General features: G+C 60.3%; 31 protein-coding genes. 18 read left to right on the forward strand and 13 right to left on the reverse strand.

The window, feature by feature from the left end:
* Positions 1 to 335: 335 nt before the first annotated feature.
* Both ABIB57_RS21285 and ABIB57_RS21290 read right to left on the reverse strand, forming a co-directional pair.
* Positions 336 to 536, reverse strand: a complete 201-nt coding sequence (locus ABIB57_RS21285) for a PilZ domain-containing protein (RefSeq protein WP_354043254.1) — start codon at positions 534 to 536, stop codon at positions 336 to 338.
* 264 nt (positions 537 to 800) lie between these two features.
* Positions 801 to 1,088 (reverse strand): PRC-barrel domain containing protein, encoded by a 288-nt coding sequence (locus tag ABIB57_RS21290; protein WP_354043255.1) that lies wholly within the window; start codon positions 1,086 to 1,088, stop codon positions 801 to 803.
* A 269-nt stretch (positions 1,089 to 1,357) separates the two neighbouring features.
* Here ABIB57_RS21290 and ABIB57_RS21295 point away from each other — a divergent pair, with 269 nt between their 5' ends.
* Entirely contained in the window at positions 1,358 to 1,540 is a 183-nt protein-coding gene (locus ABIB57_RS21295; RefSeq protein ID WP_354043256.1) for a hypothetical protein, read from the forward strand.
* Positions 1,541 to 1,826: 286 nt separating this feature from the next.
* Here the strand turns inward: ABIB57_RS21295 and ABIB57_RS21300 are convergent, their stop codons facing one another.
* Positions 1,827 to 2,240 carry a hypothetical protein gene (locus tag ABIB57_RS21300; protein WP_354043257.1) on the reverse strand — a complete coding sequence of 138 codons (414 nt, stop codon included), beginning with the start codon at positions 2,238 to 2,240 and terminating at the stop codon, positions 1,827 to 1,829.
* A 231-nt stretch (positions 2,241 to 2,471) separates the two neighbouring features.
* Here ABIB57_RS21300 and ABIB57_RS21305 point away from each other — a divergent pair, with 231 nt between their 5' ends.
* Positions 2,472 to 2,729, forward strand: coding sequence for a hypothetical protein (locus ABIB57_RS21305; protein ID WP_354043258.1), 258 nt, complete (start codon positions 2,472 to 2,474; stop codon positions 2,727 to 2,729).
* 61 nt (positions 2,730 to 2,790) lie between these two features.
* On the opposite strand, the gene ABIB57_RS21310 is transcribed toward ABIB57_RS21305, so the two are convergent.
* The gene (locus ABIB57_RS21310; protein ID WP_354043259.1) at positions 2,791 to 3,093 is read right to left on the reverse strand and encodes a hypothetical protein; all 303 of its coding nucleotides are present in this window, start codon (positions 3,091 to 3,093) and stop codon (positions 2,791 to 2,793) included.
* 78 nt (positions 3,094 to 3,171) lie between these two features.
* On the opposite strand from ABIB57_RS21310, the gene ABIB57_RS21315 reads away from it, so the two are divergent.
* A complete protein-coding gene (locus ABIB57_RS21315) occupies positions 3,172 to 3,459 on the forward strand; it encodes a hypothetical protein (RefSeq protein WP_354043260.1) in 288 nt (95 codons plus the stop codon).
* 119 nt (positions 3,460 to 3,578) lie between these two features.
* Positions 3,579 to 4,004, forward strand: coding sequence for an SH3 domain-containing protein (locus ABIB57_RS21320; RefSeq protein ID WP_354043261.1), 426 nt, complete (start codon positions 3,579 to 3,581; stop codon positions 4,002 to 4,004).
* Positions 4,005 to 4,649: 645 nt separating this feature from the next.
* Here ABIB57_RS21320 and ABIB57_RS21325 read toward each other — a convergent pair.
* A complete protein-coding gene (locus tag ABIB57_RS21325) occupies positions 4,650 to 4,955 on the reverse strand; it encodes a hypothetical protein (protein WP_354043262.1) in 306 nt (101 codons plus the stop codon).
* Between the two features lie 944 nt (positions 4,956 to 5,899).
* Between ABIB57_RS21325 and ABIB57_RS21330 the strand changes: the two genes are divergently transcribed.
* From ABIB57_RS21330 to ABIB57_RS21365, 10 genes are all read left to right on the forward strand, one after another.
* Positions 5,900 to 6,052, forward strand: coding sequence for a hypothetical protein (locus ABIB57_RS21330; RefSeq protein WP_354043263.1), 153 nt, complete (start codon positions 5,900 to 5,902; stop codon positions 6,050 to 6,052).
* A 557-nt stretch (positions 6,053 to 6,609) separates the two neighbouring features.
* Positions 6,610 to 6,936 (forward strand): hypothetical protein, encoded by a 327-nt coding sequence (locus ABIB57_RS21335; RefSeq protein ID WP_354043264.1) that lies wholly within the window; start codon positions 6,610 to 6,612, stop codon positions 6,934 to 6,936.
* A 252-nt stretch (positions 6,937 to 7,188) separates the two neighbouring features.
* Positions 7,189 to 7,443: a glycoside hydrolase family protein gene (locus tag ABIB57_RS26860; protein ID WP_502914452.1), complete on the forward strand. Its 255-nt coding sequence runs from the start codon at positions 7,189 to 7,191 to the stop codon at positions 7,441 to 7,443.
* Positions 7,364 to 7,570 carry a glycoside hydrolase family protein gene (locus ABIB57_RS26865; protein ID WP_502914443.1) on the forward strand — a complete coding sequence of 69 codons (207 nt, stop codon included), beginning with the start codon at positions 7,364 to 7,366 and terminating at the stop codon, positions 7,568 to 7,570. The genes ABIB57_RS26860 and ABIB57_RS26865 overlap by 80 nt, the downstream gene beginning before the upstream one ends.
* The gene (locus ABIB57_RS26870; protein WP_502914444.1) at positions 7,567 to 7,824 is read left to right on the forward strand and encodes a hypothetical protein; all 258 of its coding nucleotides are present in this window, start codon (positions 7,567 to 7,569) and stop codon (positions 7,822 to 7,824) included. Before ABIB57_RS26865 ends, ABIB57_RS26870 begins: the two co-directional genes overlap by 4 nt.
* A 327-nt stretch (positions 7,825 to 8,151) precedes the next feature.
* Complete coding sequence (locus tag ABIB57_RS21345; RefSeq protein WP_354043265.1) at positions 8,152 to 8,322, forward strand: hypothetical protein; 171 nt, start codon at positions 8,152 to 8,154, stop codon at positions 8,320 to 8,322.
* A gap of 43 nt (positions 8,323 to 8,365) precedes the next feature.
* Positions 8,366 to 8,533: a hypothetical protein gene (locus ABIB57_RS21350; protein ID WP_354043266.1), complete on the forward strand. Its 168-nt coding sequence runs from the start codon at positions 8,366 to 8,368 to the stop codon at positions 8,531 to 8,533.
* Positions 8,520 to 8,843 carry a hypothetical protein gene (locus ABIB57_RS21355; protein WP_354043267.1) on the forward strand — a complete coding sequence of 108 codons (324 nt, stop codon included), beginning with the start codon at positions 8,520 to 8,522 and terminating at the stop codon, positions 8,841 to 8,843. The genes ABIB57_RS21350 and ABIB57_RS21355 overlap by 14 nt, the downstream gene beginning before the upstream one ends.
* Before the next feature lie 691 nt (positions 8,844 to 9,534).
* Positions 9,535 to 9,783, forward strand: a complete 249-nt coding sequence (locus tag ABIB57_RS21360) for a helix-turn-helix domain-containing protein (protein WP_354043268.1) — start codon at positions 9,535 to 9,537, stop codon at positions 9,781 to 9,783.
* Positions 9,783 to 11,108, forward strand: a complete 1,326-nt coding sequence (locus tag ABIB57_RS21365) for a type II toxin-antitoxin system HipA family toxin (protein WP_354043269.1) — start codon at positions 9,783 to 9,785, stop codon at positions 11,106 to 11,108. The genes ABIB57_RS21360 and ABIB57_RS21365 overlap by 1 nt, the downstream gene beginning before the upstream one ends.
* 413 nt (positions 11,109 to 11,521) lie before the next feature.
* Here the strand turns inward: ABIB57_RS21365 and ABIB57_RS21370 are convergent, their stop codons facing one another.
* The 8 genes from ABIB57_RS21370 to ABIB57_RS21405 form a co-directional block, all read right to left on the reverse strand.
* Positions 11,522 to 12,229, reverse strand: a complete 708-nt coding sequence (locus ABIB57_RS21370) for a VIT1/CCC1 transporter family protein (protein ID WP_354043270.1) — start codon at positions 12,227 to 12,229, stop codon at positions 11,522 to 11,524.
* A 122-nt stretch (positions 12,230 to 12,351) separates the two neighbouring features.
* Positions 12,352 to 13,539, reverse strand: coding sequence for an NAD(P)/FAD-dependent oxidoreductase (locus ABIB57_RS21375; protein WP_354043271.1), 1,188 nt, complete (start codon positions 13,537 to 13,539; stop codon positions 12,352 to 12,354).
* Positions 13,536 to 14,195 carry a class I SAM-dependent methyltransferase gene (locus ABIB57_RS21380; protein WP_354043272.1) on the reverse strand — a complete coding sequence of 220 codons (660 nt, stop codon included), beginning with the start codon at positions 14,193 to 14,195 and terminating at the stop codon, positions 13,536 to 13,538. Before ABIB57_RS21380 ends, ABIB57_RS21375 begins: the two co-directional genes overlap by 4 nt.
* Positions 14,196 to 14,245: 50 nt before the next feature.
* The gene (locus ABIB57_RS21385; RefSeq protein WP_354043273.1) at positions 14,246 to 15,331 is read right to left on the reverse strand and encodes a type III polyketide synthase; all 1,086 of its coding nucleotides are present in this window, start codon (positions 15,329 to 15,331) and stop codon (positions 14,246 to 14,248) included.
* Positions 15,332 to 15,427: 96 nt separating this feature from the next.
* Positions 15,428 to 15,928 carry a cytochrome b gene (locus ABIB57_RS21390; protein WP_354043274.1) on the reverse strand — a complete coding sequence of 167 codons (501 nt, stop codon included), beginning with the start codon at positions 15,926 to 15,928 and terminating at the stop codon, positions 15,428 to 15,430.
* A gap of 98 nt (positions 15,929 to 16,026) precedes the next feature.
* The gene (locus ABIB57_RS21395) at positions 16,027 to 16,926 is read right to left on the reverse strand and encodes an FAD:protein FMN transferase (RefSeq protein ID WP_354043275.1); all 900 of its coding nucleotides are present in this window, start codon (positions 16,924 to 16,926) and stop codon (positions 16,027 to 16,029) included.
* A gap of 85 nt (positions 16,927 to 17,011) precedes the next feature.
* Positions 17,012 to 19,231 (reverse strand): PepSY domain-containing protein, encoded by a 2,220-nt coding sequence (locus ABIB57_RS21400; protein ID WP_354043276.1) that lies wholly within the window; start codon positions 19,229 to 19,231, stop codon positions 17,012 to 17,014.
* Positions 19,232 to 19,246: 15 nt separating this feature from the next.
* The gene (locus ABIB57_RS21405; RefSeq protein WP_354043277.1) at positions 19,247 to 19,717 is read right to left on the reverse strand and encodes a DUF2271 domain-containing protein; all 471 of its coding nucleotides are present in this window, start codon (positions 19,715 to 19,717) and stop codon (positions 19,247 to 19,249) included.
* 142 nt (positions 19,718 to 19,859) lie between these two features.
* Between ABIB57_RS21405 and ABIB57_RS21410 the strand changes: the two genes are divergently transcribed.
* Genes ABIB57_RS21410 through ABIB57_RS21425 form a run of 4 tightly spaced genes read left to right on the forward strand, consistent with a single transcriptional unit; the run spans position 19,860 to position 23,608 of the window.
* Positions 19,860 to 20,516 carry a response regulator transcription factor gene (locus ABIB57_RS21410; RefSeq protein ID WP_354043278.1) on the forward strand — a complete coding sequence of 219 codons (657 nt, stop codon included), beginning with the start codon at positions 19,860 to 19,862 and terminating at the stop codon, positions 20,514 to 20,516.
* A 2-nt stretch (positions 20,517 to 20,518) separates the two neighbouring features.
* Positions 20,519 to 21,868 (forward strand): sensor histidine kinase, encoded by a 1,350-nt coding sequence (locus ABIB57_RS21415; RefSeq protein ID WP_354043279.1) that lies wholly within the window; start codon positions 20,519 to 20,521, stop codon positions 21,866 to 21,868.
* The gene (locus tag ABIB57_RS21420; protein WP_354043280.1) at positions 21,865 to 22,056 is read left to right on the forward strand and encodes a hypothetical protein; all 192 of its coding nucleotides are present in this window, start codon (positions 21,865 to 21,867) and stop codon (positions 22,054 to 22,056) included. The genes ABIB57_RS21415 and ABIB57_RS21420 overlap by 4 nt, the downstream gene beginning before the upstream one ends.
* A 10-nt stretch (positions 22,057 to 22,066) precedes the next feature.
* On the forward strand, positions 22,067 to 23,608 hold the full coding sequence (locus ABIB57_RS21425; protein ID WP_354043281.1) for a DHA2 family efflux MFS transporter permease subunit: 1,542 nt from the start codon (positions 22,067 to 22,069) through the stop codon (positions 23,606 to 23,608).
* The last annotated feature ends 154 nt before the right edge of the window (positions 23,609 to 23,762 follow it).

A 23,762-nucleotide genomic window follows, 5' to 3' on the forward strand; every position in this document is an offset into this window, starting at 1 on the left:
CTGCGTTGGTTTGGTCGCCATCTTCAGCCAACTTCTTCGCCGATCTGAGCGGAATAAGTATGCCGCCGTTGCAGCGGCCGTTTATTGCGCTTGGGCCTTGCTGCACTTGATAGCAGGGGTTCCCGTCGGTTAGACGGATAGTACACTGAAGCAGGATAGCCTGTCTAACTCCGAGGATGGCAAGCGTTCGACACGTTGGCGGTACGTTGATGATCGGCTTCTTGGTATCGGTGCCTTCGTAGCGGTATTGTTCACCTCACGCCCGACGCGATGGAACTGGAGCTGGTGACGTGTACGCCGGCCAGTTTTTCGCTGAGTGCTCGCTCAGTGATCGGCTAGAGGAAGCTTATGCCAAAACGCCCATCCCGGTGCCATACGAGGCGGCAAGGCTGAAGGATGTTGTCCGGAATGCGCATGTAGATCTCGCCGTGAAGCGGCGCGGACGGCTTAAATGCAAGGCCGGCTCCCGCATCGGAGATGTCTGTTAATGCAACGGACATGCGATCCAGCCCATCACCGGCAACGAGTGTCGCCAATCGTCACGGCTTGTCTAGGCTGTTTGCGGCGATCATGTTCCATTTTACCATTATAGTGTGACGGTGCTTCGCATTGCTAAATGAGGTCGGTAAATCCTTATCGAACGAATGCGCACCCAAGGAGTCGCTGGTGCTGCAAGGAAACCTAGCGTGGGGGCTCTGGTGGGCTCCCTCGCAGCCCGTCGGTTCTGCCTGATCGATTGGGCCGCAACATGGTTTGAGCGTGGCAGCAAAAAGCCCGCCGTTAGGGCCGGCTTATCGCTATCAGTGATGATGCTCGGGCATCTCTTCGAGCTGATCCTTTGTCCAAGATGTCACTGCGTGGACGTCGCCGTTCTCGTCGCGCATGAACTCAAGGTCGCTCAGCGGTACCGCGATTAGCTTCGCGCCAATGCCAGGAAACCCGCCGACGTCGATGATTGCGGAGTTGCCTCCATGCACGTGGTCAACCTTACCCACCTTATGATCGTCGGCCCCATAGATGGTTGCGCCTTCGAGAATTGACGGCGTGAGCTCCCCTGAAGTTAGGCGAACGTGATTTGTATGGTCCATTTTCGCCTCCTTTGAGTTGGGTAGGCTAAACCGCCCACCCGCTTCACGGTTCCGGTATTATTTCCCCTATGGCGAGGACCCGGATGCAAGTCCCCGGTTTGCCGACGCAGATCAATCGCGCAGTTTGGCGTGTCCGGCGGTAGTCGGCGAGTATGCAGGACCGTCGTCGGTCTGCTCTTCAAGCAGGTATTTCCACTTCGCCAGCCGGCGGAGCGCGTCGGCGATCGGCGCCCATTCCGCATCCACGGCAGTCCAATGCAGAGGCGCTCGTGCTTGGCTACAACGCTGAGGATGCCGTCGGGCACCTCGGCTGCGGCGCGCTTCTCGAACGCCTCGGCGTCCTTCTTCAGCGCGAATTGCTTGCGCGGGCGCTCGCCGTTGCCATCAAGGTAATCGGCCTGCAAAGCGGGATGCTTGGTGCCGTTGGTGGTCCATGTGCGCTTACGGACTGACATTTCCACCTCACAACGATACGAATAGCGCGAGCGTTGCCACAGCAAGGCCGGCGCCGCTGAAGATCAAGGAAGACCAATTCAGCCATGGCCGTTGGGTGATTTCGGCTTCGGAGGCCACCTGGCGGCGTAGCTCAAAGGCCGCCGCCTCCGTGAGTTGCCATCCGCTCCACCTTTCTTCCCAGTGGGGAGAGTCTTTCGCCCTTCCTGCGCGCCGGTCTTCGGCGCTCGGCCTGCAGCTCCGGACCGCTGAAGCCCTCCCGATCTACGGCAGGGCATTCGTAAACTATGGCCTACCCTCGTTTTCGAACGATCTCGCAATATCTGCGATCGTCTCCACGTAGTCGCCGTGTACGCCTGCGGGATAATACAGCTCGATGCATACAAGCTCACCGGGCTCTCGGCGGCACAGTGCGTAGAAGTTCAACTGCTGCCGAATGTTGCCGGATAAAACGCCGCGGCCCACTTCATCAACGAAGTAGTTGATCTCCGACGGTCTGAGCGAGCGTTTCAAGTGCACATAAGGTCTGTCGCTCGTTTGCACCCTGTATCGGCGAACAGAAATGGGCTGACCCGGCACAGGCATCTGGATTATTCTGCCGTCTCCAGCTTGATGGGAAACCCAGTCAGCAGCTTGAGCGGAATGCGACGCCAAAGCGGCAAGTACAATAGCAGGCCAGAAGCGCGAACCAAGAGACATCGTTTCGTTCCTTCGCTGCAAGTGCGATGGCGCTATTAGTCCCACTGATTAGTGACGAATCTCATTAACTCCTCGAGAGATTTGAGCCCATCGAAGTGCACCCTGGTATCAGGACTGCGGCTTGGGATCAGACCGGCGAGTGTCGTATGCTCCGGACCGCTGAGGCGGTCTCGACCAGCAGGCATCCCCATCCGGTGCGGGGCAAGGACACCGGCGCTCAAGGAGACGATCATGACTGTTCAGGCAAGATTCTATGTGACCGAAATCAACCACCAGGCGACCCTGAGCCCAGGTCACGTCAATGTGCAGGTGAAGCTGGCGGCGGCCTTCGGCAACTACCTGCAGGGGCTGCCAGAGGGCAACAAGGACTGGTCCAAGTATACCCCGACTGGCGAGCTTTCCATGACCATCACCAAACCGTCTGCCATTGAGCAGTTCGAGGTTGGCGAGATCTATGCGCTGACGTTCGACAAGGTCTCAGCCAGCTAGCGAACCGTCACGACGGAAGAGCTAGAAGACCCCGGACCGGCCATAGTCCGGGGGTCGGCATTCAATGAACGGGCAGGGCCATAAAGGCAGCTATAGCCTGGGCGACGGTTGCTGCCACACCGATTACACCTATCGCAACGCCTGCCCATGCAAAGCGCCGCTCGACGACGCTACAACGCTTCTCGGTGATGAGTGCAGCGCCGTCCCAGTAGAGCGGCATTGTCCTGGGATCGCGGCCAAGGTGGTCGAAGTCGTTGAGCGGGACATTCCGGACGCTTCTCGGCCAGTGACTTGGCGTCACCCAGAGCGGCTCGAACTTAGTGCCAGCGGCCGCGGCCCTGTCCAATGGAAACTGTTCGACCATGCCCATCCTCCCAAACCAGCGTCATGAAGCCTTCGCCCAGGCGCTGGTAAAGGGCAAGACGGCAGACGAGGCTATGCAGTGGCGGGATTCAAGCCCAACCGAGGCAATGCAGCGACGCTTAAAGCAAAACAAAGCACTTTAGATCGGGTCACCGAACTGCAGGAGCGGGGCGCAATACGTGCCGAAGTGACCGTCGAAAGCCTCGCAGCCGAGCTCGAGGAAGCCCGCGGCATCGCCAAGGGCGAGAAGCAGACCGGCGCCATGATTCAGGCGACGATGGGCAAGGCCAAGCTATTCGGGCTGGGCACGGAGGTCATGGCCATCTCCCTCACTGATGATTCGATCCACTGCAGGCTCCGCGCCTAGTATGGGCATGGTGTGACGTCGCCTGTTTACCGCAATGAACGCAGCCTTCAGACTGGGTTCATTTGCACTCGCCTATATCAATGCTGAGGGCAGAAACCTTTCAACGTCTAGGATCGACAATGCGAATTTCTGCAAAAATTGTTTCGCTGATTATGGGCGGTGCCGTGGTTCTCGGGACGGCTGGAGCGGCTTTTGCTACTCCTGCAGTCGCGACCGGTACCGTCAATGTTCGCTCTGGACCATCGGCTGGATACCAGCGGATTGATAGCCTGTCCCGCGGGGAACGGGTAGACGTCCGTGAATGCCAAGGTAGCTGGTGCTACGTTATAAAAGACGGCCCCGATGGCTGGGTGGCAGCTAGCTACCTACAGCGAGGTCGCGTGCAGCAGCAGTCAGTCAAACCATCCGTGAATTTCTCGTTCAGCTTCGGCAACGTCCAGCGGCCGCGCAACCATGGTGGAAACAACTATGGGGACGGCAACCACAATAACCACAACGGTGGATGGGACGGCGGCCACGGCGGTTGGAACAACAACCACCACTAACTAGAAAGGCCCGCTTCGGCGGGCCTTTTGCGTTTCCAGCGGTCACCAGTTGGGGTTTGTTCTGCCTAGCAATGCGGGGTTGTCGCACCAAAGTCTTCGTCCGGTCGGCGGCGTGGCTCCCATTTGAGACCCGCGTAATCGGGCCTTTCCGCTTAGGTACCCTTGCTTTCACCGTAGTCGTGCGCCTTGGGCCACCACCATCCCTCGGCGGTGGCTTTTTCGTCTCAGAGCTAGCGAACCTTTGCCGAGAGCTGGCAAGGCTTAGGCGGCGATCAATTAAGGGAAGAGAGCTTTGCCGACTGCTTGCTCGTCTTCCTCCACAATGAAGACGCGGGTTCCACCTGAGCCGTTCAGTCCCGTTGTTGCTATCCAGGTTTGCCCCTTGATTGTCTGAACGTTTATGACGTGATCTGGATTGATAAGAACGGTTCCGGTACGTTCTGGGTCTGTCAGCCGAATTAGCGCCATAGGTTCCTCCAAAAATGACTAGCCTATCATGAACCCGAACGAGTTCGCGAAGAGCTAGAAGTTGCCGGATCCGAGCCATAGCTCGGGGCTGCAATTCAGCCAGGGCAAGCGAGCCCGGCAGACGCCACCGACCGGGCACAGTCAAGAGGCAGGGCAGACGGGTCGGCATGCCCGCGACTAGCGGTCTCGAATCGTGAAGCCCTGATCTTGGCAGATCGAAATGCGGGTCTCGATCCGTTCTCCGTCGCCCATCGTGACGCGTACAATAGGATTGCAGAACGCCTCGTCTGGTAGGTCGATTGTGACGTCGAACTCTGTGGCGCTGGTAGGCTGAAAATTAATCACTTTGGAATGCATCACTGAAAAGCGCGAAATCCGATCGCCTTGCGGATTTTTGATCGTAATCGTGTGCATTGTTGCAAATGCCGGCGTGGCCGTCGCCAACACTAACAGCGCTGTGGCTGCGTAAAATACGGGCTTCAATATTTCCTCCATTAGCCGGCCGAATAAGGCGCCGCGGCTAGTCGGATAAGTAGCATGGCCTTCCCCCGGCTCTCCAAGCCTCGTCTCTAAGAGTTAACGCCAACGTCGTTCAATGCCCAGCAAGCCACTAGCCCACCGCCTGACCAAAGCCCAGCGCGGAGAACGGCGCCATATGGCAGAGACGGCGAAAGACAAGTCCCTATTGTGTGATAGATCAATGTCATGGATCCAAACACATCTGCAATCGAGCGCGCATTTCATATGGCAAAGTCAGGTCGTTTCACTGACGTGGCTGGCGTCAAAACAGCGCTGAGCGCAGAAGGCTACAGCACCAGTGCCATTGTCGGGCGTGTGTTGCTCGCTCAGTTACGGAAGCTGATCAGGGATGCGAAATCCGGCGTTTAAAGAAGCTGACTGTAGCTAAGGCCCTTCGGCTGTATTAGTGAGTCTAAGTCAGACTGAGGGTGGCCTTTGTGCCGCAAACGGTGCAGCAAAATGTCGTTGTTAAGATGTCCCCAGTCGACTTCAACACTCGGAAGCCTTCAGATATAGCTTTAACGTTCATCTGCGACGGAGCATGAGGGTGATCATTCTCCGAAACGTTTGCAACGCCTTCAGTGCTGCACTCTATGCAAACGAGCTTTACTGAGTATCGATCTTTAGCACTCATCGCGCGGCCCCCTGAAAACAATCAAGGCTATCAGATGGCTCGAGGCGGCAATAGGCCGAAGAGACCATGACACTAGAAGCATAGGCTCGCGCCATTCAGTCCAAGGTTCAGAAGAACCTGAACTACGCGATCGCCCGCGGTCTCACCAACACGGCCAGGTTTGCGTCGCAGAAAATGCAGCAGCAGTTGCCCGCGATCGTCGATCGACCGACACTTTTTCACCCCGCGGGCAATCGGCTTCCAGCCGGCGACCAAGGCGAAGCTTGAGGCCAGGGTGTTTGTTCGTGACGTGCAGGCTCAGTACCTGACGCGCCTGGAGCAAGGTGGATTGCGCCAGCCAATGCCAGGCAGCCCGATCAACATCGCTGTAGGCCAGCGCCTGAACCAGTACGGCAACATCAGCCGCGGTGCGATTGCCAAGATGTGAGCCAAGCCCAACGTCTTCGTCTCGAAGGGGAAGGGTAAGACCAAGCATCTGCCGACCGGCCTGTATGAACGGCTCGACGTGCGCAGCAGGAGGGCTTGGGCTCAAGACGCGGGCGCAAGGTGACGACGGCAGGGGAAATCAGAAGACCCGCCTCAATCTGCTGGTCGCGTTCGAGCGGCAGGCTAGATACCAGCCGCGGTTCAGGTTCAGTGAGCGGGTGATCAAGATAGCGCGCGACACTATCCAGCGCGAGCTTCAGCTGTCGATAGCGGATGCCATGAGGACGATGCGCTAATTGACCCGCCGAAAATGAGGTGCTCGCTCATTGCAGGCTGGGTGGAAGCCAAACCGCTCCCTACACGGTCCCTGCCAGCGGCACCTTCTATCTCACTGCTTGGACTGCTCTTGGCGGTGCGCTTTCAACGCGCGACATCACAACACGCGCCTATATTAATTCGCATCCAACGACTGGCTCGTTCGTTGGGACGGAAGACGCTGGCGTCGGGGCATGTTCTGCTCTGCGCTATACGCACTCAGTCCTTCCCAACAATGTGACCGTGCGGTCTGCCGCCTTCACAGCGGCCGCCGCGCCCACCAAGATGAAGGCGCATACCCGGGTCAAAGAAGTCGATGCCGCCACGGCTGGCACCGATTACACGCTGGAAGGCAGCCGTGATGGCGTTACGACCTGGTCGACGATGACGCTGACCGAACTGTTCACGTCGCCTTCGCCGACCGCAGCCAACGCACCAACCCCTAATGGGGATCATCACCTCGTCTACTCCGAATTAACCGCCCTGCGTTCCCGCGTTCGCTTTGCGCTTTGCGTTTCGGACTTCGCGAAAAGCTTTACCAGTGTCAGTGCGTCGTTGCCCTGCACATAAACCTTCGCCCGCACAACGTTGCCTCTCTGGTTGCCGCCGCGCACCAGGTCTTCACCGAGGGCGAGCCGAGCAGCCTCTTCCGGTGTCCCGGCTATGACTGTGATCCCGGCCAGATCAACCAGTTCGGTCCTGTAGTCCACCACTCGAAACTCTTTTGCCATCCTGACCCTCGCTTCATCGGCCTTTTAGCCACGATGGGGCAGGGAGCCAATCCTCAACATTAATGGAGACTACGCGGAGACGCTTGCGCTTATCCAGCAGTGGGAGGGCTTTCGAGCCGAAGCCTATCCCGACGCCGGCTCGCGCGACGGGACGCCGTGGACAATTGGCTATGGTCAGACGACCATCAAGGGCAGGGCGGTGCGCAAGGGCGACACGATCACTAAGGCCGATGCCCTGGTGCAACTCAAGGCGCGCCTGGCGGCCGTTGCCACAACCGTCGAGCCGCCTGGTCAAGGTTCAGCTTTCCGACAACCAGTTCGGTGCGCTCGTGTCGGTCACCGATAACGTCGGCGTCGGCAGCGCGAAGGTCGCGGGCTTCTCGACCTCGACGCTTCTCAAGAAGCTCAACGCCGGAGACTACAATTCCGTGCCGACGCAGCTCGTCCGCTGGACAAGAACGATGGCCACGTGATGGAGGGGCTGGCCAACCGGCGCGCTGCCGAGGCCGGCCTTTGGGCCAAGGGTGCATTTGTCGCCACCAGCACTGTTGAAGTGCAGGCGCAGGCACCAAAGTGGTCCACTCCAGAGGCCGTTGGCACTGTCCTGGTGGGCGCTGGCGGCGCAACGGGCTTGGCCACCGGCAACGGTCCATTCCAATGGGCGCTTGGCGTCGTGCTGGTGATGCCGCAGGCGTCGTCGCCCACACCTTCATCAGCAAGAGGTTGAACCCGAAATGATGGACTGGATATTCTACTTCGTCCTCGGCGTGGTACCGACCTGGGCCTGGGTGATCATCGGCGGGCTGCTGCTCGGCTAGGCATGGAAGGTCTTCGGCTGGCAGGGCATCGTGGGCGCTCTGGCGGCCGTGGTGACCTTTGGCGCCTACCGTCAGGGCTGGCGCGATCATGACGCTGGAAACCTGCGGCGCTGCCCATTGATGACCATGAGGAGCACCTTGCACCGCCGGCGCGGCGTAAGCGCAATATGTGGAGCATTCAGGACCTTCTCCGCGGGAGGTACGACTGATGCTCCCAGCACCGTTTCGGTCCTCGCATGACGGAATGGATGCTGGCCATGGTCACCGCGATATGGGGCGCTGTGCTGGTGATCAACCCCAACATATTCGACCAGCCGGCATGGTCGGGCCTCCGCGCCATCTTCCGTGATGAGGCCGTCGTCGGCTGGATCATGGTCGGCCTGGGCTTCCTCTGGATCGGGGGCTGATCGTCAACGGCGCCCGCAAGAACGTAACGCCGTGGATCGCTCAGTGTCGGCAAGTCTGGGCTGCTGCCTCTTCGTCGGCATCGCCTACTGCTATTGGCAGTCGGGCATCATCTCGACCTGGCTGGCCATATACCCGGTGTTCGCTGTGGTGGAGCTGCTGAACGTCTATCGCGCTGCCCACGACGCCGCAGAAAGCCATGCTCCCCACTGATATGCCGCCCGTCGCAATTATAACCCTGGGCGTTACCCTAGCGATCATATTTGCCATCAATCGATTTGGTTTCCTGCAGGGCAGAACCGGCATACCGGCTGCGAGCGCGGGTGCTGCACAGGTCGCAGCCGTCATCAACCTCGCCACGGCCGCTGTGGAGGGCCTGACGATGGCGGTGACGGAAAGCAACGTCATCGCCCGCCAGCACGCCCGCGCGACAGATCGGCTTGCGGAGCACGCGGAAAACCTTGGCGAGGGTCTGGACCGGCTACGCGATGAGGTGATCCGGTCGGCTGCGAAGATGAAGTGATGCAATAGAAAACGGCCCCAGCGCAAGCTGGAGCCGCCTTTAGGGAGTGCATCTGGTCAAGCGCGTTCGAACCGCGGTGGGGTTTAATCGGGATCGGCATCGGTTCCTACGAGAGTGAGGGAGTCGGTTTTTCTAGCGCTGTGAACAAAATGAGAACAAAATAACTCTTGATCACATTCCATAAACGCAAAAAAAGAGCCCCCAACCGCTTGGGCGGTTAGGGGCCGGGCTCGCCTTGGGGCAGAAGACGGGCTGATCCTTGGAGGGGACCCGACGAAGTTCAACCCCGCCAAGTCGCGATCGGAGTAAGCCGATGGCAATGGCCCATCCCGGTAATAAGAAAACGCCCCAGCCGCTTTCGCAGTCTGGGGCGCGCCGAGAGGATTGAATGTGATAACAACCTAACGGTGCGAAGAAATTACAACGCGATGCGTTTCGGAACTTTGAACGCGCTGTTCATTTCCACCTCACGTCACCCGGGTCAGGTCCAAGCGACAATCAACACTAACGACCTGAATCGGACCGTCCCCTACGCCTAAATCGTCAATCCCGCCCCTCAGTGAGCGGCAGAAGTATACGCTATGGCGGATATTTCTTGTTTATACGACCTAGCGTATAATTGGACGATATACTTTAAAACGTATATTGCTTTGATATACGCCGGCGCGTATAATGGTCGTCAGAGGACATCATGGACATTGCACGATCACCCCGACAGCTTGGCGCCATCCTAAGACGCTATCGCAAGAAGGGCAGCCTGACACAGACCGACGTGGCCGCGAAAACGCAGCTCCGGCAAGCCACGATCTCGGCACTTGAGAGTGGCGAAACCGGGACGCAGTTGAAGACCCTGACCGACGTACTTGCGGCCCTCGATCTCGAACTGGTCGTACAGCCGCGCCGTAAGTCACTGCCCTCTGATATTGAGGATTTAATATAATGGCGCGGCGTAAATCAAACGCGCCACTCAGTGTGGTCCTAAACGGACGTGACATCGGCACGCTGACCAAGGCCTCTAGCGGCGCGATCGGCTTTCGCTATGCGCCGACCTGGCTTGAGGAGAAAAATGCCATCCCGGTTTCGCTGTCGTTGCCGCTCCGCGAGGACGGCTACGTCGGCGAGCCGGTGATCGCCGTGTTCGAGAATCTACTTCCCGACAATAAGCCCGTGCGCGAAAGCGTGGCCGCCCGCTTTGATGCGGGCGGCACGGACGCTTTCAGCATGCTGTCCGCCATTGGCCGCGACTGCGTCGGTGCGCTGCAGTTTCTGCGCGAGGGTGATGCCAGAGGCGAGCCTGGCGCTATCACCGGAGACACGGTGAGTGACGACGACATTGCCGCCATACTGAACAACCTCAAGACGGCGCCGCTCGGCATGGACGACGACGCCGATTTCCGAATCTCCATCGCCGGCGCGCAGGAGAAGACCGCGCTACTGTGGCACAACGGCAAGTGGCTGCGACCGCACGGCACGACGCCGACAACGCATATCCTCAAACCCCGCATGGGCAAGGTCGCGAACGATATCGATCTCAGCGACAGCGTTGAGAACGAATATCTCTGCATGAAGCTGTGTGCGGCCTTTGGTCTGCCCACAGCCGAAGTCACCATTGAGAATTTTGCCGGCGTGAAGGCGCTGAGCGTGACGCGTTTTGACCGGCTATGGACCCGCGACGGAAAGCTCTTGCGTTTGCCGCAGGAGGATTTCTGTCAGGCCCTGGGCGTGCCGCCATCCCGCAAATACGAGAGCGACCATGGGCCTGGCATTCTCAAAGCCATGGACCTGCTGAGCGCCAGCGACGCGCCGACGCAGGACCGCGCGCAGTTTATCCGGGCGCAGGTCCTGTTCTGGCTGCTCGGCGCTACCGACGGCCATGCCAAGAATTTCAGTGTGTTCCTCTACCCTAACGCCCGCTTCCACATGACGCCTATCTATGACGTGCTGAGCGTTCAACCTACACTGGATGCCAGGCAGCTCTCCGAAAAGCGCTACAAGCTCGCCATGGCAGTAGGCAAAAGCCGCCACTACCACGTCGATGAAATCGTGCCGCGCCACTTTCAGCAGACCGCCAGACAGGCGGGCTTCGAGGACAGGGTCGTAACGACCATGCTCGAAGAGATCTACGACACGGCGACCGAGCGCATTGCCTCGGTCAAAGACGCTCTGCCGGTGGACGTTCCGGACCACCTAGTGGCATCGATCGTTGCCGGCGTCGAGCGGCGTCTGAATGCCATCAAACTTTGGCGGGAGGTGGCCGCGGAATGAACGAGCTCGAGCAGGAATGCATCATCCTCGTGGGACATGATCAACGACTTGGTCAACTGGGCCATGTTCGTCAAGGCTCGGAGTGGGAAGTGTCTTCGGACACCCGAGCGTCGAATAGAACCTGGGAGATGTCACCTCCGCTGCAGGTATCTTTTGCGGCTTGGGCGCGAGGTGATTGAGATTTACATGGCATAATTGCAAAACCCCCAACGTCCGCGCTTGTCGGGGCACCTTCAGGACCCGCTCGTCGTTGGATTCGCATAATATGCGGTCTGGAACGGCTGTTTCCGACCCCATTTCTGTCGTTTAAGCTTGTAGCGAAAACACCCAAAAGCTGCCGTTGTGCAAACCGTTGGTCAATAAGATTAGTCTCCGGAGCGTGGCGGCTATGTGGGTGTATTTCAGAACGGTGGCTAGACGCTGATGCCGAACAGACGGCCAATGAGGGCGGTTACACCCATGGCTGCCGCTCCCCAGAAGAGGACGCGTGCGGTCGGGCGCAGCTTTGGGGCGCCACCCGCCTGGGCGCCAAGTGCTCCAAGGCCTGCTAAGCAGACCAGTGTCGTAACGACCACAACCGGAATGGTCGTACCAGATGGTGCCAGCACGGCTGCAATCACCGGCAGGGCGGCGGCCACCGTAAAGGTTAGGCCCGAGGCCAATGCCGCCTGCAGCGGGTTGGCGCTGTGGACTTCCGACAAGCCAAGTTCGTCCCGGACATGGGCGCTCAAGGCGTCCTTTTCACTCATTTCCCGGGCGACCAACGCGGCCGTCGCCGGCGACAGGCCACGTGACTCGTAAATCGACGCGAGTTCGGCCTGTTCCTCGTCAGGCGTGTCGATCAGGGCCTGTCTTTCGCGTGCAATATCGGCGCGCTCGATATCGGACTGCGAGCTGACTGAGACATACTCGCCCGCCGCCATGGACATAGCCCCTGCGGCCAGCCCGGCCACGCCCGCAATCAGCACGGCGCCGGGGCTTGGATTGGCCGCCGAGACGCCAACGATTAGCGACGACACAGAGACGATGCCGTCATTGGCCCCCAGCACGGCAGCACGAAGCCATCCGGAGCGGCTGATGAAATGTATTTCTTCGTGAGCGGACTTATAAGGAGCGGTCATGGGTTTTCACCTCAGGAGTGGCGTCTGATCGGATGCGCCATGTTTCGTGTGCTCATTATCGCGTTTTGGGAACCACCCCACGGCTTCGAAGCTATCAAAGTCGCCGGGAGGAGGAAAAGAGTTCAGACCAGCGCCGGAACCGGTTTGGTTTTTCCGCTGAGCGCAGCCCCTAGGGACAGGCTGACTGGAAAACGGCCGATGAACGCTTGCATGAGCTTTGCGCCGTTGGAGGACGCTGCCACGCCGGACAAGATCGCCGCCAATCGGATGCGCGTCGCGAACTGATTGCGCCATGCAGAGCGATAGGCTTGTCCAGCGGCAGCCCGGGCGTCGATGTCCCAATGCTCATGCTTGCCCAGCTGCGCCGCCAGGATCCATCCAGATTGCAAAGCCATGGCAATGCCCTCGGCGATAATGGGATGGGACTCTCCGGCAATGTTGCCGACGCGGAATACGTCGTTTTCAAAAGCCGAGCGGATACCTGGTCGGATCGGACCGGCCGCGACCCAGGGCCCCGCCAGTTCTGCCCCCCGCAGGACATCGGCCACATCGGGGCAAGACCCTAGGATGTGATTGTAGGTGGCGTCTGCGGCGCTGCTGTTGGGACTGGCCAAGCGGGCCCGGGCTAGTGCATCGCGGCGCATGCAGAATGACAACGACAAGCGATCGTGGTCGGCCCACACCATGCCGCCGTAGCCGCCTGGAAATGCAATCAACGGCATGAGATCGGGCGGCAAACGGCCACCATGAAAATGGGCCTTGAAGCCAAGGAAGTCATGCGGCCGGTTGATCTTGGCGAGATTGGTTTTGAGCTTGCCGGGCTCCCAGGATCCGTGCGCCGCCACCATAACAGAAGCCTCGAGTTGAAGCTGTTCTGTCGGCGATTCTATCGTGACGGAAGAGCGCTCGACGCCTCGAACGATGTCGGTTGCTCGCCATGGCTGAAAAACCGTCGCGCCCTCGTCACGCGCTGCGTCCAGCAACAAACTATCCAAGACGTCCCGCCCAAGCGCCCGTCCAAAGGCGGTGCCCTGCCCCGGCGGCATAGGCGCTTCGACCGTGTTACCCGCTGCAAAAAGCGCGACCCGCCGAACCTCCGGTCCCGCCTGCCTGCGAAACTCCGCCCCAACCCCAAGCCGCTCGAGCAGATCGACATTGACGGCCGAGGTGAACTCACCACAGACCTTGCGGCGTGGGAACGCGCTGCGCTCGATGATCGCGACCGATCGCCCTTGCTTCGCCAGCCCAATGGCAGTTGCAGTGCCAGCCGGTCCCGCACCGATAATGATGGCATCAAATTGGGCGTTCATGGCGCTGTTGCTCGCGCTACGAAAGCATGGGTGAACGGGCCGACGCGGCGTTCCTCGAGGTCCATTGCCGATCGCTCTGGCCAGAGGAGGGACAACTCGGTCCCGGCGAAACCGGCGCGGACACTGGCAGCCGCATCATGCAAGGTGACGTCGTTTGCGCCAATCGCCCGTAGCCAGCCCGTACTCCACAGCGCCAAACCGTTGCGTCGAGGCTCCGTTGCAAGGAAGCGCGAGGTGATCCCTGGCATCGCAGCGAACAGACGCCGGAGCTGAACTTCCTGGAAATGATGCAGAAAGAGATTGGCCGTGACGACGTCAAACTGGCCAAGTCCCGGTCCGTCGATCCAGTTGAAAACATCGGCGACGACGGGTTCGACGCGCCAACCCAGCAAACCGAAATTGGCCTTGACCTTGGGCGTCATCAGGTCGGCCTGATCCAATGTAACCAGCCCGACAGAGGACCAATCCCGGCCGAGCCTGCGGGCGACCGAGAGCATGAAGTGGCCATCCCCAGCGCCGATCTCCAAGATGCGCAACGGCTTGCGCTCAAGGTTGGCGCGCAGCAGGCCCGCCATGATGGCGCTCTGGAACATCACCGCATTGACACGGACAAGATCGCGTCGCGATGCCATGGCACGGGGATCGTCCACCGCCATCGTGTCGAGCAGTTCCGGCTTGATCAGTCGGCGCGACAGGGGACGGGGCACTAGTTCGCCGCCCCCACCGCCTGGAACATCATGGTCTCGGCGGTCAGGCCGGGGCCGAACGCCATGGCACAGCCGACATCGCCAGCGGCGTGATCTGCCAGCATGCTTTCAAGCACGAACATGACCGTGGCCGAGGACATGTTGCCATTCTCGCGCAGCACGGTTCGCGATGGCATCAGGGCCTCGGGTGGCAGGCTAAGCGAACGCTCGACCGCGTCGAGGACCGATTTGCCCCCTGGATGAACCGCCCACAGGTCGACATCGGCAACGCTCTTGTTGCCCAGGATCGTGCCGATCCCTGCATTGAGCGTGTCATGGATTGCAGCCGGAACCTGACCCGATAGGACCATGTCGAAGCCATCGTCCCGTACGCTCCAGGTCATCAGTTCTCGACTGTCGGCGGCAACGATGCCGCGGAAACTGTCCAGACTGAAACCTATCGCATCGGCACTGACGATCGACGCCGCACAGCCATCGCCCCACAGGCAAAACGACAGCAGTTTTTCCAGATCGGTGGTTTCCTTGAGGTGCAGCGTGCACAGCTCGATATTGACGATCAGAATCCGCGCGTCAGGCTCCGAGCGCACGATATGGCGCGCCTGCTTGAGGGCGTTGATAGCCGCATAGCAACCCATGAAGCCGATAATGGTCCGCTCGATCGAGCTTGAAAGACCACATAGCGCAATGACTTCCAGATCCAGGCCAGGCGCCGAAAACCCGGTGCAGGTTGTGACGATGATGTGGGTTATGAGGCTTCGGTCCTCGCCATCGAGCACTTTCTCGACGGCCTGACGCGCCAGTTCGGGGGCAGTGGCGGCAAACATATCCATGCGTTTGGCCGTACCCGGAAAGCCGCCACGAGCGAAAATACCCCCGACGTCAGCGCTGCCGCCTTCCGGGTCGCTCGCCGGCTCGAAGCAGGAAAACCGATGCTCGATGCCGCCCTTGTCGGCCATGCGGTTGAAAATCGCCCGACGACGCGGGTCTTCGCTCAGTTGCGAACTCGCAAAGCCGATAAAGAACTGGTGGACGTCGTTGGACGGCACCGCCGTGGCGATGCGGTTCAGGTAGGCTTGAGCGGGCATGAGCAGTCCTTCTTGAAGCCAGATCGGCCGGTGGTCGCCATGACGCTGCGATGTGGTCGCGACGCTGAGGGCATCGCGAGATGAGGTGAGTACGGTTCAGCGGGCGGGCACAAGCATGCGCCGCAGCGTACCGTCTCGTTTGACGAATTGGTGAAACACTGCGGCCAGAGCATGAACCGCGATCAATACGATGAACACCGGTTTGCCGAGCTTGTGAATGTCGCCAAACGTGTCCGAAACGTACACCGTCAGCAAGCCAAGCACCGGCATGGCGATCAGCATTGCATAGAATGCCCAGTGCATGAGCCTAGCGGCCCAATCCATCCACGTGGGGCTGGCAACGGGACCGGGCGGGACGCCTTGCGTCAGCCGAACGCCCAGCCGGACAAGGACCAGCGCCAGAATGGCGATCCCGAACCAATAGTGGCCGACGCTTACCGCAAAATCGACGCCGGACGGCGTGGTGCCTTCCTCCGCCGCATCGCGCACATTGGTCATGCCTTCGCCGAAGAATAGCTGGAATGCCACGAGGGCTGCAATCACCCAGTGCAGCGCAATCTGAAGGGTAGAATAGCCTACGGCTTGTTGATCGTTCATGAAAACTCCACTGGCACCCTGCGCGACGAAATCGTCCGCAATCAGCCAGCCTGTCAGGGTTGCAGCTCTAGGGGCCCAACCTGACGCCAAGCTGAAGGCTAAACAAATCTGCCGATCGGCAGTTCCAGCAGATCTTCGCCATCGCGCAAGATAAACAGGGCATCGAGCCCATTCGCCTGCGCCAATGCCGGGCCCTCTCTTTCCCCAGCGACCAGCAAAGCGGTCGCCCACGCGTCGGCGGCCATGGCGTTGGGGGCCAGAACGCTGACCGACGCCAGCCCATTTTTGACCGGGCGACCGCTCCGCGGGTCCATCGTATGGGAAACCAAGCGCCAGTCATGCTCGTGCCAATGCCGATAGTCGCCCGAGGTGGCGATGGCTTCGTCGTGCAGGGCGATGGTGGCGGCTGCTGCGCGGTCGGCCCGGTCAGGTCGTTCGATAGCAATATGCCAAGGGGCACCATCGGGCCGCTGCCCCTTGGCGCGCAATTCTCCGTCGATCGAGACGAGATAGTTCGCGATGCCGTGGGCATCCAGACACCGCGCCAGTTGATCCACGCCAAATCCCTTGGCGATCCCGCACAGGTCGAGTTGGAGCGGGACATGCTTTCTGATCCGGGCATTGCGGCGATCGAGTTCCAGCAGATCGGTCGCCGGGCGCTGCAGAAGGTGGGCAAGCACCGCAATCGCATCGACATCGGGGGTTGAACGCTTTGGACCGAAGCCCCAGGCATCGACCAGTTGACCCAGCCCAATGTCGAACGCACCACCCGAGCGGCGTCCGATCTCGAGGCCGGTCTCAACGACCTCGAGTAGATCGGCGGCAACGGCAACCCACACACCGCTTTCGGCCGCATTGAACCGCGACAGATCCGAGGCAGGCTGCCAGTTCGACATTTGTCGGTCGACAGCGTCCACGGCCGATTGGAGCACAGCGTCGAGCAGGCCCAGATTGAGATCGGCCGATGCGGTGAAGACGGCCGAATACCGCGTCCCCATGGTCGGTCCATTAAGAACGTGGCGGGCATGCGGGGGTGCCCAGGTTACAACCGGCAAGACTGCGGGCCAATTGTCAGCGCGGTGATCAGTAAACATCTTCCAGATACCTTCCCGTGGCTTTCAGGTGCTGGGCGGTTTCGCCCAATGGGGCAAGAATGTCGTCGAGCGCTGAGCGCACCCCGCGGGCCATGTCGCTGCCGCCGCAGACCATGATGCGGGCGCCCTGCCCGACGAGATCGCGGATCGTGGTCGTGTCCGCGCGGAGACCATCCTGCACGTAGCTGCCGCCGACTGTGCGCGAGAACGCCGGCTTGAACCGGGTGAGACGCGCATCGTCGAGGCATTGCGCCATCTCGACCGCATAGAGGAAGTCGGAGCGCGGATCTCGCCCACCCCAGTAGAGGTGAACCGGACGGCGCTGTCGATTGCGCCGGATGAACCCGGCCAGTGGCGCGATGCCGGTGCCAGCCCCTATCATGATGACTGGTGTGCGCCCCCGTCCGGGGCGGAAATCGGGGTTCGATTTGACGAAGGCTTCGATCTCATCACCCGGCGAGAGAGCATGCAGAAACTCCGAGCAGACTCCGCCGGTCTGCGTGCGGACGCAGATTTCGAGCACCCCACCCCGGCTGGAACTGGCCAGTGAATAATAGCGCGGTATGGCACTGCCGGGCGGGACGATGCCGACGAGATCGCCGACCTCGAAACGCGGCAAGCGCCGTCCCAGCCCGAGCCACGCTGTCACGCCGGCACTTTTCGTCGACGGCACCGCAAAGCGGAGCACGCTGGTGGGTGCTTGAACCTCGACGCCATAATCGTCTCGCTCGATCAGGACCAGCTTGCGCGTCCGCGGCACGGTAGGCGCGTGGACAAGGTGCAGCGGCATACCCAACAGCTTGCCGGTTTCGTTGCCCCATTGCGCAAAGGCCTGCGACGACTGCCGGTCGATCGCGCCCGCTGGCTGGAACGCCTTCAGGCCCTTGGCGAGCAGCGCCGTTTCGACATCGGTGGCGAACTGACAGAAATGGGCGAAGCTGCGATCGCCAAAGCCGAGGACCGCAAAGGCCAGATTCGGCGAGGCCCTGAAATGGCCGAGCCGCGACAGGAAACGGCTGGCGGTCTGGGGCGCTGCGCCATCCCCGTAGGTCGCCGTGAGCACGAACATGCGGCTGGCCTTATGATAGTGACGGGCCAGGGCGTTCATCGGGGCAGTGTGGACCCGGTGACCAGCCAGCGTCAGGCCATCATGCAGTGCGGTCGCGAAACCCCAGGTCGAGTTGCCTTCGCTCCCAACCAGGATAATGGTGTCGGCTGCGCCTGCCGCGACATTGTGCTTGAGATTTGGCTGATTGCGCCGCCGCGACCACCATATCAACATACCGCTGCCGGCCATGACCGGAACGGCCAGCGCCGCCAATCCGAGCGCCAGGCCGAGCCAGGCGATGCCCTGACCGGTATGGAGGGTGTAGAAGGCCTCGTAAACCGTCTGGCTCAAACTGTTCGGCACAAAATCCAGCATGGCGCCGCTCGCCTGATCGACGAAGCCCTGGCCCGTTTTGGTCGTGATGGTGAATATGTCGGTCGGATCGCCCGGCGCCGGGAACACCAGTTCGCGCAGTTGCGACAGCGGAAGCGCCTGCAGCGCGGCGAGGTCGGAAACCGGCACGGGCGCACCGCCGTCGACCGCGCTGGGGAAGGCGATGAAACCGTCCTGCCCGCTCGACACTACGCCCAGACTGACCAACGACATATAGGCGCCGGTGAGGCCGCTGAGCAGGAGGGCGACCAGCACGATGCGGCCGACGTCGACATGCAGGCGCTGCTTCAGCGTGCCTTTGGCCGCCCAGAAAACCCGGGACCAGCCACCCAGCCGGGCGACCACCAGCAGCATCCCCGAAATCGACAGCACCAGCATCGAAAGCGCAGCGATGCCAGCCACCCAGTGACCGCCTTGCCCCAGGAACAGCGAGCGATGCAGTTCCGTCATGAAGGCGAAGACTGGTGACGTTTCGTATGGGCCCAGCACCGATCCCGTGGCTGGATCGACGCGCGTGGCGACTTGCCCAGCAGCACCGTCGGAATATGCGATGACTGTACCCGAGGCCATCCTGACAATCCTGGAAACGTTGGGGAGTTGGCGGGCAACCGCGCCGGATAGCTCTGCAACGCTGAGCTGCGTTCCAGCAGCGCCTGCCTGCCAGCGCTCAATCGTCGGCTGCAGCGACAGGAACGCGCCGCTCAGGGCCATGAACATGACGAGCAGACCAGCCAATAGGCCTGGCAGGGAGTGGATACGACGCAACATGACGGTCTCCCGGCGCTAGAAAGTCACTGTGAGATTTTGCACATAGCCTGTGCCGCTCGCCGTAACCCCGGAATTGGCCTGCGTCAGCGGCATGACCACGTTGTCGGCATATTCGCCGCCATTCTCGACGGCGCTATCCACGTGGATTTGATAGCCGGCATCGATCATCGTGTCCGCCAGACTGGCATGGACCGTCAGGGTTTGGCCCGCTCCGACACTGGCGCCTGAAATACCGTCGATATTGCCGCCAGCCGCCGAAATGCCGCGCACCCAATTGCGCAGATGGCGGTAGTAGCGCTGGTTTTGCCCGGCCACCCATAGCGTCGAGTCATAACTGCCATCGGGCTTGGTCACGTAGATCGCGAAAAACGTGTTGGGCCCATTGTAGGTAGCAATCTGCGCCTTGATGGTGAGGTCCTGGGCATAGGCCAGTCCGGGAGCGACGAGCGCAGTGGACAGAGCAAGGGTAGCGGCTAATTTCTTCATTTTCAGGATCCCAACCGGGTTATCGATGGGGGCCATAGACATCGGCAAGCTGACAGCAGCCTGAAATGAGACCACTATCGTCTTCAGCCTCGCGTCAGACTGAGCTGCTAGGACGGTGCCGTGCCAGAAGGGAGAGGCGGTTATGCGGGTATTGTTGATCGAGGATGACCACGTGCTGGGCGCCGCCATCCGCGACCACATTGCCTCGAACGGGCATGGCGTCGACTGGATGCAACGTCTTGACGATGCAAGGCTGGCGCTGGCGACCGTGACTTATGAGCTGGTGCTGCTCGATCTGAACCTGCCCGATGGACGCGGGCTGGACCTGCTGCGCGACCTGCGCGCCGCCCGCAATCCGGTGCCGGTCATCATCACCACCGCGCAGGACCAGGTTGCTGTCCGTATCGAGGGCCTCAATTCGGGTGCCGATGACTACCTGATCAAGCCGTTCGATCTCAGCGAGATGAGCGCGCGCGTGGCCGCCGTGGCCCGTCGCTCGGCGGGCAATCCCCTTCCCCTCGTGACCATTGGCCCCATCGCCGTCGACCTCGCTCGCAAGGTCGTGACGCTTGATGGCAAGCCTGTCGTTCTGACCGCACGGGAATGGGCGGTGCTTGAGCGGCTACTAAGCCATCGCGGCGCCATCGTGACGAAGGGCGATATCGAAGATTCGCTATATGCCTTTGGCGCCGAAGTCGAAAGCAATGCCGTGGAAGTCTATGTCAGCCGGCTGCGCAAGAAGCTCGGGCGTGACTTTGTCAGCACGGCGCGAGGCCTCGGCTATCAGGTTGCATCCTAGGCATGGCTAGCTTTTCCATTGCTCTGAGACTATCGCTGGGTTTGGCCGTAGGGACCGGCCTGCTGTGGATCGGCGCCGCCTCGATATCGGCGACCGTGATGCGGCACGAACTCAACGAGGCCTTTGACGAAACCCTGCAACAAAGCGCCTATCGCCTGCTGCCGCTGGCGATCCGTGACGTGCGCGAGCTGGAGCGGGACGAGACCCATCAGGTCCCGGGTCTCGATCAGCCAGGCGATGAAAATTACTTCACCTACTTCGTGCGCGATCGTGACGGCCACGTGATTGTGCGGGGTGACAATGCCCCTCCCGAACTGGCCACCGTCACATTGCAAAATGGCTTTTCCGAAATCGACGGCAAACGGCTATTCGCCGCGACGGACGAGCGCTCCGGTTACGGGATCGTCATCCTTGAAAGCTCCGACCACCGCGACAAAGCATTGATGGAAAGCATAGCGGCTTTGGCATGGCCGCTACTCGGGCTGCTCCCGCTTATTGCATTGGGGATCTGGGTGGCGATCCGGCTGGCGATGCGACCGGTGGAGCGGCTGCGGCGCGATATCGAAAGCCGGGACGGCCGCAATCTGGCGCCGCTCGCCATCGAGGGACATCCTGTGGAACTGGCGCCCATCGCCCAGGCCGTAGCAAGCCTCATCGACCGATTGAAAACGGCGATGGATGCCGAGCGCAGCTTTGCGGCTAGCAGCGCGCATGAGCTGCGCACCCCGATAGCCGGTGCTCTGGCCCAGACGCAGCAACTCGCGATCGAACTCGGCCAGGCGCCCGGCCACGAACGACTCAGAGACATCGAACTGGCGCTGAAAAGCCTCGGCCAGTTGGCGGAAAAGCTCCTGCAGCTGTCGCGGTTGGAAGCCGGTTTCGCTCGCGCCGACCAGATAACCGATCTCATGCCGGCGCTCAGGCTCGTCGTCCGCGATTTCCAGGCCAGCTCGGCCATCGGCGAGCGCCTGCACCTGGTGGTGTCGGAGGGAGCAACACTCCAGGCCTCTATCAATGTCGATGCCTTTGCCATCGCCGTAAGCAACCTGGTGCAGAACGCATTCCTGCATGGGCCGGACGACCAGCCAATTTTCATCGCTGTCGAGAAGCCCAATGTGCTGCGTGTCACCAATGCCGGTCCGGTTGTGCCTCCCGAAGTCTTGCTCAAGATCGGTCAGCCGTTTCATCGCGGGCCGACATCAAGCACGGGTTCAGGGCTCGGATTGTCTATCGTCAGGTCAATCATGGAGCAAACTGGCGGCACGCTGGTCCTGCGCTCACCCGCTACTGGCCAGACCAATGGCTTCGAAGCAGTCCTGACGCTGTCTCCAACACCGAGGTCTCCAGCATGATCCGAGCGTATACCCATGTGGAACGGCATCAAATCACCCCGATCGGCTTGCTACGCGCCGCCGTCCTGGGGGCCGATCATGGGATTGTCTCCACCGCCAGCCTGAACATCGGGGTTGCAGCGGCTGCTGCCGCTCCTCAGGAAATCCTCGCCTTACACCTGGTCCAACATCTGCCGCTAATTAACTGAGCATATTCACATGTTGGTCCAGACAAGCACGCCTCGGTTAGCAACCACATGGCTCGGGTTCATTGCCATGTGCATCGGCATGTTCATGGCAATTCTCGACGTCCAGGTAGTGGCGACTTCCATCGCCGCGATCCAAAAGTCGGTTGCTATAGAGCCTGATCTAATGAGCTGGCTGCAGACGGCGTATTTGATAGCAGAGGTCATCGCCATTCCGCTGACCGGCTATCTTACGCGCTTGCTAACGGGACGATGGCTTTTCGTGTTCGCCACCACCTTGTTTTGCGTCGCATCTATCGGTTGTGCGGCCAGCAACAGTTTCGAACCTTTGGTCCTTTGGCGGGTGATGCAGGGTTTTGCTGGCGGGACATTGATACCGTCCGTATTTGCAGCTGTATTTGTCTTGTTTCCAGCTGGCAGCCAAGGTCGTGCAACCACCGTGGCCGGATTGCTGGCCGTTCTGGCGCCGACGGTTGGGCCGATCGTCGGCGGCTGGATTACCGAGACCTTTTCTTGGCATTGGCTGTTCCTAATCAATGTGGCGCCGGGCATTCTCGCCGGGATCGTTGCTTTGCTATGTCTTCCTAAGGAAAGACCTAACCCCGCGGCCCGTGGCACGCTCGACTGGCTATCACTACTCATGCTTGCCATCGCACTGGCGAGCCTGCAAATCGGCCTCAAGCAGGCACCGGATCAGGGGTGGGCGTCATCTCCGGTTATCGGGTTGCTGGCTGTGACCGCGGCATGTGTCTATGGCTTTGCCCAGCGCACTTTGGCGTCGAGTGCGCCCATCGTTGATCTCCAGACGCTTGGCGACCGGCAGTTCCTTGTCGGATGTATCTTGAGTTTTGTGCTCGGAATTGGCCTGTTCGGTTCCGTTTACCTAATGCCTGTTTTCCTCGGTTTTGTTCGCGGTCAAAACGCCCTTGAGATCGGCTCCATCATGCTTGTCACTGGCCTGGCTCAATTGGCGAGTGCACCGATAGCAGTGTATTTGGAACAGCGACTAGACCCAAGACTCCTGATTGGCGCCGGCTTTGCGATATTCGCTTTGGGTTTGGGGTTAAGCGCTTTCCAGACAGTGTCGACTGATGCCGCTCAGATGGTCCTGCCGCAGATCCTGCGCGGATTTGCCATTATGTTCTGTCTGCTTCCGCCGACGCGACTGGCGCTTGGCCGCTTGCCAGTCGAAAAAGTGCCGGATGCCAGTGGTTTGTTCAATCTCATGCGAAATCTGGGCGGCGCCATAGGCCTCGCGATCATAGACTCAATCATCTACGGCCGATCCGAAATCCACAGTCAGTACATTATTGAGAAATTGATGGCAGGCGATGCGGCTACCGCAACAATGATCGGCATTCCGACGAAGCTTTTTACGGCAGGGCAATCAGTTTCATTCGACCAGACAACTCAAGCTCTGGTCGCCCCATTTGTTCAGAAGGCTGCGATCACCATGTCAATAAATGAGGCTTGGACATTCGCAGCAATTCTCACAGTCCTAGTTTTGGCGCTACTGCCCCTTGCACATGGGACGAAGGCCATTTCAAATCGATAGTCCATTGCGCTCGATACACTAAGGCATGACCCTCTCCGGGGCCCAAATTGCCGAATGATGCGTGTCTGCTTTTCCAGAAGTGTTACAAATAGGGGACGGTCCCCTTCCCACCCCATTGCCGCATCGACGATGGCGTCACGCGCGCAGAGCTTGT

It is taken from the genome of Devosia sp. UYZn731, assembly GCF_040546795.1.
Classification (GTDB): Bacteria; Pseudomonadota; Alphaproteobacteria; order Rhizobiales; family Devosiaceae; genus Devosia.